Below are 1,012 nucleotides of genomic sequence, written 5' to 3' on the forward strand. Positions count from 1 at the left end.
ACGGCAAAGGCTATGAGCGCTTCAACCTGCCGCTCATCGGTGACATCCACTCCCATTCCCGCAGCCTCGCGGCCGGATGCGCGGGTAATCCCTGCAGCAGCCTCCTCTGCGGCAGCGGCATCTATGTCTGCAATGACGACATGAGCGCCCTCGGAAGCCAGCTTACTGGCGATATGGAGACCAATCTCCTTCGCCCCACCGGTGACAATAGCTACCTTTCCCTCTAATCTCATAATGTTGTTCCTTTTATGCGTAATTTAAACCACGGTGTCCAGGTGATCGGCGGATTACTCTTCCTGTCGGTCATCACTTCAACTACCACCGGAGCGTCGGTCTTCAGAGCCCTCACACGGGTGGGAACGAAATCCTCGGGCCTCTCCACACGGATCCCCACACACCCTATATTCTCGGCAATCTTTTCAACGCAGGCCTCCACCTCTTCTTTACTGGTAATAGAGGCGGCGGGCACTGGCCTGCATTTCCTCCTACCGGAGATCGGCCAGTGCGGTGAGAGCCCCGCTGATGCGAACCCTTCAGCTAGGTCCTTCCCTATACCCCCCGCTCCCCCGGCTATCACTACATGCTTTGCTTCAACGCTGAACAGTTCACCCTGATCATGCTTCATTGTTCTTTCTCCTATTAGAGATTCTTTCAGCGATGATCGGATAGAGAATGGAGACAAGGGAGAGCACAAGCAGCACCACAGAGATGGGACGCGTAAAGAAGGGAGTTACATCGCCTCCTGTCGACATGGTGGCTAAGCGCCAGTTTTTCTCGATAATGTCGGTAAGAATATATCCCAGTACAATTGGAGCGAGGGGAATGTCGTTCTTTACGAATATGTAGCCTAGGACACCGAAGACCAGCAGGACCCACATGTCAAAGACGCGGTTGTTCAGAGAGAAGACACCGATGACGCACATCATCATGATGGTCGGAAGCAGGAAATGCTTGGGTACCTGGATCATGCGGGCGAGCTTTCTCATCAGCCCACCCTCTATGAAATACATCA

The 1,012-nt window shown here is 53.7% G+C and carries 3 protein-coding genes; all 3 read right to left on the reverse strand.

The genetic code is table 11. The features are described 5' to 3' along the window. The coding region (locus V6D20_04150; protein HEY9814984.1) for an SDR family NAD(P)-dependent oxidoreductase at nt 1-233 on the reverse strand (233 nt) is incomplete at its 3' end. Continuing rightward, a complete protein-coding gene (locus V6D20_04155) occupies nt 230-625 on the reverse strand; it encodes a hypothetical protein (protein ID HEY9814985.1) in 396 nt (131 codons plus the stop codon). The genes V6D20_04150 and V6D20_04155, both read right to left, overlap by 4 nt. Further along, nucleotides 615-1,012: tripartite tricarboxylate transporter permease (locus V6D20_04160; GenBank protein ID HEY9814986.1), on the reverse strand; the 398-nt coding region annotated here is incomplete at its 5' end. The genes V6D20_04160 and V6D20_04155, both read right to left, overlap by 11 nt.

This window comes from Candidatus Obscuribacterales bacterium (genome assembly GCA_036703605.1).
GTDB lineage: Bacteria > Cyanobacteriota > Cyanobacteriia > RECH01 > RECH01 > RECH01.

What these genes read in the sequence shown, in the direction of transcription:
- V6D20_04155 (HEY9814985.1), bottom strand. Translation starts at nt 625, where the DNA reads ATGAAGCATGATCAGGGTGAACTGTTCAGCGTTGAAGCAAAGCATGTA.